The organism is Streptomyces sp. URMC 126 (assembly GCF_051386555.1).
In the GTDB taxonomy this organism is placed as follows: Bacteria; Actinomycetota; Actinomycetes; order Streptomycetales; family Streptomycetaceae; genus Streptomyces.
Map to the genome: position 1 here is coordinate 1 of NZ_JBPQTX010000389.1, position 5,891 is coordinate 5,891.

General features: G+C 72.5%; 4 protein-coding genes. 3 read left to right on the forward strand and 1 reads right to left on the reverse strand.

Annotated elements, in window-relative coordinates:
• The first annotated feature begins 209 nt into the window (after positions 1-209).
• From ACSNOK_RS29805 to ACSNOK_RS29815, 3 genes are read left to right on the forward strand one after another with little or no spacing between them, the layout of a single operon-like run.
• Positions 210-1,607: an ABC transporter substrate-binding protein gene (locus ACSNOK_RS29805; RefSeq protein ID WP_436783913.1), complete on the forward strand. Its 1,398-nt coding sequence runs from the start codon at positions 210-212 to the stop codon at positions 1,605-1,607.
• Between the two features lie 13 nt (positions 1,608-1,620).
• Positions 1,621-2,979, forward strand: coding sequence for a carbohydrate ABC transporter permease (locus ACSNOK_RS29810; protein ID WP_436783914.1), 1,359 nt, complete (start codon positions 1,621-1,623; stop codon positions 2,977-2,979).
• On the forward strand, positions 2,976-3,887 hold the full coding sequence (locus ACSNOK_RS29815) for a carbohydrate ABC transporter permease (protein ID WP_436783915.1): 912 nt from the start codon (positions 2,976-2,978) through the stop codon (positions 3,885-3,887). Before ACSNOK_RS29810 ends, ACSNOK_RS29815 begins: the two co-directional genes overlap by 4 nt.
• 143 nt (positions 3,888-4,030) lie before the next feature.
• Here the strand turns inward: ACSNOK_RS29815 and ACSNOK_RS29820 are convergent, their stop codons facing one another.
• Positions 4,031-5,578, reverse strand: coding sequence for a glycosyltransferase family 39 protein (locus ACSNOK_RS29820; protein ID WP_436783916.1), 1,548 nt, complete (start codon positions 5,576-5,578; stop codon positions 4,031-4,033).
• Between the last annotated feature and the right edge of the window lie 313 nt (positions 5,579-5,891).

Consider the following 5,891-nt stretch of genomic DNA (forward strand, 5'->3'; position numbering starts at 1 on the left):
GAGTGTGTATAAGAGACAGACCCCGCCCCGGCCACCTCCACCCCTCGTCCACGCGACATCACATCCCGGTCACGATCGGTGAGTTGACACCGGAGCCGCTATTGCGGGCGTCTCCGGGGCGGCGTAGGACTGTCGCACGGGAGTGCGGTCGTACGGGGGACGACGTACGAGGCGGCCGTCCGCTGCGACCGGGCACGGAAGGGACGGCAATGCGTACAACGCTGTGGAGGAGCCGCGTGGCGCGCGGCGCGCTGGCGGTACTGGCCTCGGGCGCCCTGGCCCTGTCGGCGGCGGCCTGCGGCGGTGACGGTGACGACAAGGACGACAAGGATGGGGCGCAGCCGAACGCCACCGCGCCCGGTTCCTCGGACGTCATACCGAACACCGTCCGGCTCCCCAAGCTGAACGGACAGAAGATCAAGGTGACCGCCGTCTGGACCGGCGCCGAGCAGGCCAACTTCACCAAGGTTCTCGACGAGTTCGCCAAGCGCACCGGCGCCTCGGTGTCGTACGTCCCCAGCGGCGACGACATGTCGGCCTTCATCGGTTCGAAGGTCGCGGGCGGCGACCCGCCGGACGTCGCGCTCCTGCAACAGCCCGGCGCCCTCCGCGAGTTCGCGGAGAAGGGCTGGCTCAAACCGCTCTCCGCCGAGGCCACGGCGGAGCTGCGGAAGAACTTCGCCAAGGGCTGGGTGGACCTCGGTTCGCACCAGGGCAAGCCGTACGGCGTGTACTTCAAGGCCAGCAACAAGTCGCTGGTCTGGTACAACACGAAGATCTTCGACGCCGCCGGCGTCAAGGAGCCGGCGACCTGGCCGGAGCTGATGAAGACGGCCCAGGCCATCGCCGACTACGGCGTGTCCCCGGTCTCGGTCGGCGGCGCGGACGGCTGGACGCTCACCGACTGGTTCGAGAACGTCTACCTCTCCCAGGCCGGCCCCGAGAAGTACGACCAGTTGGCCGCGCACAAGATCAAGTGGACGGATCCGTCCGTGAAGGACGCCCTCACCACGCTGGCCCAACTGCTCGGCAAGAAGGAACTGCTGGCGGGCGGCAACAACGGAGCGCTCCAGACCCAGTTCCCCACCTCCGTCACACAGACCTTCAGCGGCGGCGAGAAGGCGAAGGCCGCCCTGGTCTACGAGGGGGACTTCGCGGCGGCCAACATCACCGCCGCCAAGGCGAAGATCGGCACGGATGCCAAGGTCTTCCCGTTCCCGAAGGTGGGCGACCGGGCGCCGGTGGTGACCGGCGGCGACGTGGGCGTGGCGCTCAAGGACGGCCAGGCCGCGCAGGCGCTGCTGACGTTCCTGGCCTCGCCGGACGCGGCACAGGTCTGGGCCCACCGGGGCGGTTTCGTCTCGGCCAACAAGAACCTGGACCTCGCCGCCTACCCGGACGACACCCAGCGGAAGATCGCCAAGGCGCTGGTCGAGGCCGGTGACGCGTTCCGGTTCGACATGTCGGACCAGGCGCCCGCGGCCTTCGGCGGCAAGCCCGGCCAGGGCGAGTGGAAGGCCCTCCAGGACTTCCTGCGGAACCCGGCGGACGTGGCGGGCATCCAGCAACGGCTGGAGGCCGACGCGGCCAAGGCGTTCAAGAACTGACGGGCCCGGTCCCATGAGCTCCGTCACGACGGGGGTCCCACCGGGCCCCGGTACCGTGCCGCCGGCGCGCGGACGGCGAGGACGGCGGACCGTCCTCGGCACCCGCCCCTGGGTGGCCGCGCTGTTCCTCCTGCCCGCGCTGGCCCTGCTGGGCGCGCTGGTCGTCTATCCCATCGGCTGGTCCGTCCACCGCAGCTTCTTCGACGCCTCTGGCGACGGCTTCGTGGGGCTGGACAACTACCACGAGGTCTTCTCCGACGACCGGATCCGCACCGCGCTGAAGAACAACGTCATTTGGGTGGTCGTCGCCCCCAGCGTCGCGACCGTCCTCGGCCTGATCTTCGCCGTGCTGACCGAACGGGTGCGCTGGGGAACGGCGTTCAAGATGATCGTCTTCATGCCGATGGCGATCTCCATGCTCGCCGCGGGCATCATCTTCCGCCTGGTGTACGAGCAGGACCCGGACCGCGGCGTGGCGAACGCCGTGTGGGTCGGCATCCACGACACCTTCTCCGACCCGGCGCCCTACCCGGGCGCGCGTCCGCGCCCCAACGGCGACCTCGCCGCCTCCTCCGGCGGCTCGTTCACGTCCAAGTCCGTCCTGAGGGCGGGCACCCCGGCGGCGGTGCCGCTGGTGGCGGTGAAACCGGAGGACGCCAAGGGGGCGCGGGACGCCGTGCCCGCCCGGCCCGAGCCCGGGAAGGTGACGGGCACCGTCTGGCTGGACTTCGTCCGGGGCGGCGGCGGCACGGCAGGCCGGATCGACCGGGGCGAGAAGGCCCTCTCGGGCATCACCGTGCAGGCCGTCCGGGACGGTCGGACGGTCGCCTCCGCCACCACCGCCGCCGACGGGACGTTCACACTCCCGGAGAAGGCCGACGGCGCCTCGCTGCGGCTCCCCGCGGACAACTTCTCCGAGCGCTACCGCGGCGCCGAGTGGCTCGGCCCGACGCTGGTCACCCCCTCGATCATCGGCGCCTACATCTGGATGTGGGCCGGCTTCGCGATGGTGCTCATCGCGGCGGGCCTGGCGGGCGTGCCCCGCGAGCTCCTGGAGGCCGCCCGGGTGGACGGCGCCAACGAGTGGCAGGTCTTCCGCCGCGTCACGGTGCCGCTGCTCGCGCCCGTGCTCGGGGTCGTCGTCATCACGCTGGTGATCAACGTCCTGAAGATCTTCGACCTCGTGTACATCATCGCCCCGGGCTCCAGCCTGCCGGACGCCAACGTGCTGGCACTCCAGCTCTTCCAGTCGTCCTTCGGCACGGCCGTCAACCAGGGCCTGGGCAGCGCCATCGCCGTGCTCCTGCTGTTGCTGGTGCTGCCGGTGGTGATCGTGAACATCCGGCGCATGCGTAAGGAGCGGCGGCGATGACCACTGCGGACCCCCTCACCGGCGCACCCGCGCCCTCCGTCGGCTCCGTGCGGCCCCGGCGGTCCCGGGCCGCCCGGCTGGCGTCCCGCCTCGGCGGCGGCGTCACCCGGTTCTTCCTCGTCGCCGTCGGCCTGTTCTGGCTGATGCCGACGGTCGGACTGCTCCTCTCCTCGCTCCGGGACCGGTCGGACATCGCGTCCTCGGGATGGTGGCAGGTCTTCAGCCACCCGGGGCAGCTGACGACGTCGAGCTACGACACGCTGTTCCACAACGACAAGGTGATGCACTCGCTGCTCACCACCACCTTCATCACCGTCCCCGCGACGGCCCTGGTCATCCTCGTCGGCGCGTTCGCCGGCTACGCCTTCGCGTGGCTCGAATTCCCCGGCCGTGACTGGTGGTTCATGGGCGTCGTGGCCCTTCTGGTGGTGCCCGTCCAGGTCGCCCTCATCCCGGTGGCGAAACTCTTCAACACCCTCGGCATCTTCGAGACGACCGTGGGCGTGGTCCTCTTCCACACGGCGTTCGGGCTGCCGTTCGCCATCTTCCTGCTGCGCAACTTCTTCGCCGAGATCCCCCGGGAGCTGCTGGAGGCGGCGCGGCTGGACGGCGCGGGCGAGTTCCGGCTGTTCTTCCGGGTGGTGCTGCCGCTGGGCGGGCCGGCCATCGCCTCCCTGGGGATCTTCCAGTTCCTCTGGGTGTGGAACGACATGCTGGTCGGACTGATCTTCGCGGACAGCGGGAACCCGCCGATCACCGTGGCGCTCCAGCAGCAGGTCCGCCAGTTCGGCGACAACGTGGACATCCTCGCGTCGGGTGCCTTCCTCTCCATGATCGTGCCGCTGGCGGTGTTCTTCGCCTTCCAACGGCAGTTCGTCAGCGGGGTCATGGCGGGCGCGGTGAAGTAGACGAGGCGGCGCGGCGCCCCCGGCTCGGGCCTTGGGACGGGGGCGGACGCCGCGCCAGGCCGGTGATCGGGACCCACGGGGAACGGGTCTCGCCGGGCACACCGGCGGGCACCGACCCCCACGCCACCACCCGCGCGCCGGTCTCACCCTCCTCCCTGGCCCCGGCCCCGGCCCTCGCCCGTAACCGCGCCTTGGCCTTGGCCTTGGCCTTGGCCTTGGCCTTGGCCTTGGCCTTGGCCGCAGGAGTACCGCGAGACCGACCCCCCGCGCACATACACCGTCGATTCCGGCCGCTCATGGCACAGTTCCCCCAGCACCCGCGTCTTGGCGACCTCCGCGCGCCGGCCCCGGAACCAGCGACCGCCCACCGTGGTGGTGTCGGAGACCACCCACACCGGCCGCCCCTCCGGGAGTGCGGCCAGCCGCCGGCGCAGCTCCGCCGCCCCGACCTCCTCGCCGTAGAGCGTTCCGGAGGCGGCGGGTGAGCGCTTCAGCGTCAGGTCCCGCAGGCCGGTGAACTCCTTGGGGTAGAAAAGGGCTATTCGCCGTTCGTGGTGGGGCAGGAACAGCACCGCGTCCCCCGGCCGCGCCAGCCGCCCGAGCACCCGTGCCACGGCGGCGGGTTCGTCGCCACGACTCGCCGGCAGCCGTTCTCGCCGCTGCTGGGGCAACTGCCACAGAAACCCCACGGCCACCACGACCACGCCGACGGCCGCCACCGCCCGTCGCCCCGGCAACACCCGCTGCTCCAGCAGCACCCTCAGCACCCTCTCCAGCCCCGCCGCGGCCAGCAGCGGAACGCCCGCGAGGCTGAACAGCAGGTAGCGGTCCAGGAACAGGGGCGTCGCGCCCTGCGACGCGGTGTACAGGAGGACGGGCGGGACGACCGCCCACGGCAGGGCCACGGCGTTCAGCGGGAGCCGCCGCGCCCCGGGCGGACCGGACCGCGGCAGCGGCGCCACCAGTGCGAGTACGGCCAGGGCGAAGGTCAGGCCGGCGACGAGGCCGGTAGGCCCGGCGAAGGCGTAGGCCAGCCCCTTCGCCTCCGCGTACCCGGGTGTCCTGATCCACGAGACCTGTTCGCTCTGCCGTCGGGACAGCAGGGCCGGGGGCGCCAGCGCTCCGCAGACCACGCAAGCGGCGCACAGCCAGCCGCGCCAGGTCCGCCAGGGCGCCCGGGACGCCCACAGCGTCAGCCCGTGCGCCACGAGCAGCAGGACGGCGAACTCGTGCAGCAGCGAGGTGACGGCGACGACGGCGCCGTAGCCGGCCCAACGGAGCCCGGACCCCCCCTCCACGGCCCGCACCAGCAGCCAGGTGGCGCCCGCCGCCCCCGCCGCGACCAGGGCGTACGAACGCCCCTCCTGCGCGTAGTGGCTGACGAACGGGGTGGCCGCGTACGCCATCCCCGCCCACAGGCCCACCCGGGGGCGGGCGAGGCGGCAGCCGATCGCGGCGACGAAGGCCGCCGTCACGGCCGCCGCGGCGACGGAGGGCAACCGCAGCGCCACCTCGTCGTCGCGCACGGCCAGAACGGCGTGCATCAGCAGGTAATAGAGGCCGTGCACGAGGTCGATGTCGCGGAGCAGCCGGACGATCTCCGGCAGCGACCGGCGGGCCACCAGGAGGGTGGCCCCCTCGTCACGCCACACGGACCCCCGGTCCAGACCCCACAAGCCGAGGGCGAGCATCACCCCGGCCGGCAGCAGTACGGCCGCGGCGACGGCGGGAGAACGGCCGCCGCGCCGCGCGCCTCCGGCTCCGGTGCTCGCGCCCGGCCGCCCGCGAGCCCGCCCGGGTGGCGTACCGTTCCCGACGCCCCGCGCACCGACCACCCCGGCCGCCACACCCTCGCCGTCCCCCTCCCTTCCGCCTGGTCCGCAGCCCGGTCGGCCCTCCGCCCCTTCACGTTCCCCGGCACCCTCCCCTGCTCTCGCCCGCACCCCACACCCGGCACCCGCCCGGTCGTCGACCGCGCCGCCGGACCCGCGCCGCCCGGTCAGC

What these genes read in the sequence shown, in the direction of transcription:
- ACSNOK_RS29805 (WP_436783913.1), top strand. Translation starts at nt 210, where the DNA reads ATGCGTACAACGCTGTGGAGGAGCCGCGTGGCGCGCGGCGCGCTGGCG.
- ACSNOK_RS29820 (WP_436783916.1), bottom strand. Translation starts at nt 5,578, where the DNA reads ATGCTCGCCCTCGGCTTGTGGGGTCTGGACCGGGGGTCCGTGTGGCGT.
- ACSNOK_RS29815 (WP_436783915.1), top strand. Translation starts at nt 2,976, where the DNA reads ATGACCACTGCGGACCCCCTCACCGGCGCACCCGCGCCCTCCGTCGGC.
- ACSNOK_RS29810 (WP_436783914.1), top strand. Translation starts at nt 1,621, where the DNA reads ATGAGCTCCGTCACGACGGGGGTCCCACCGGGCCCCGGTACCGTGCCG.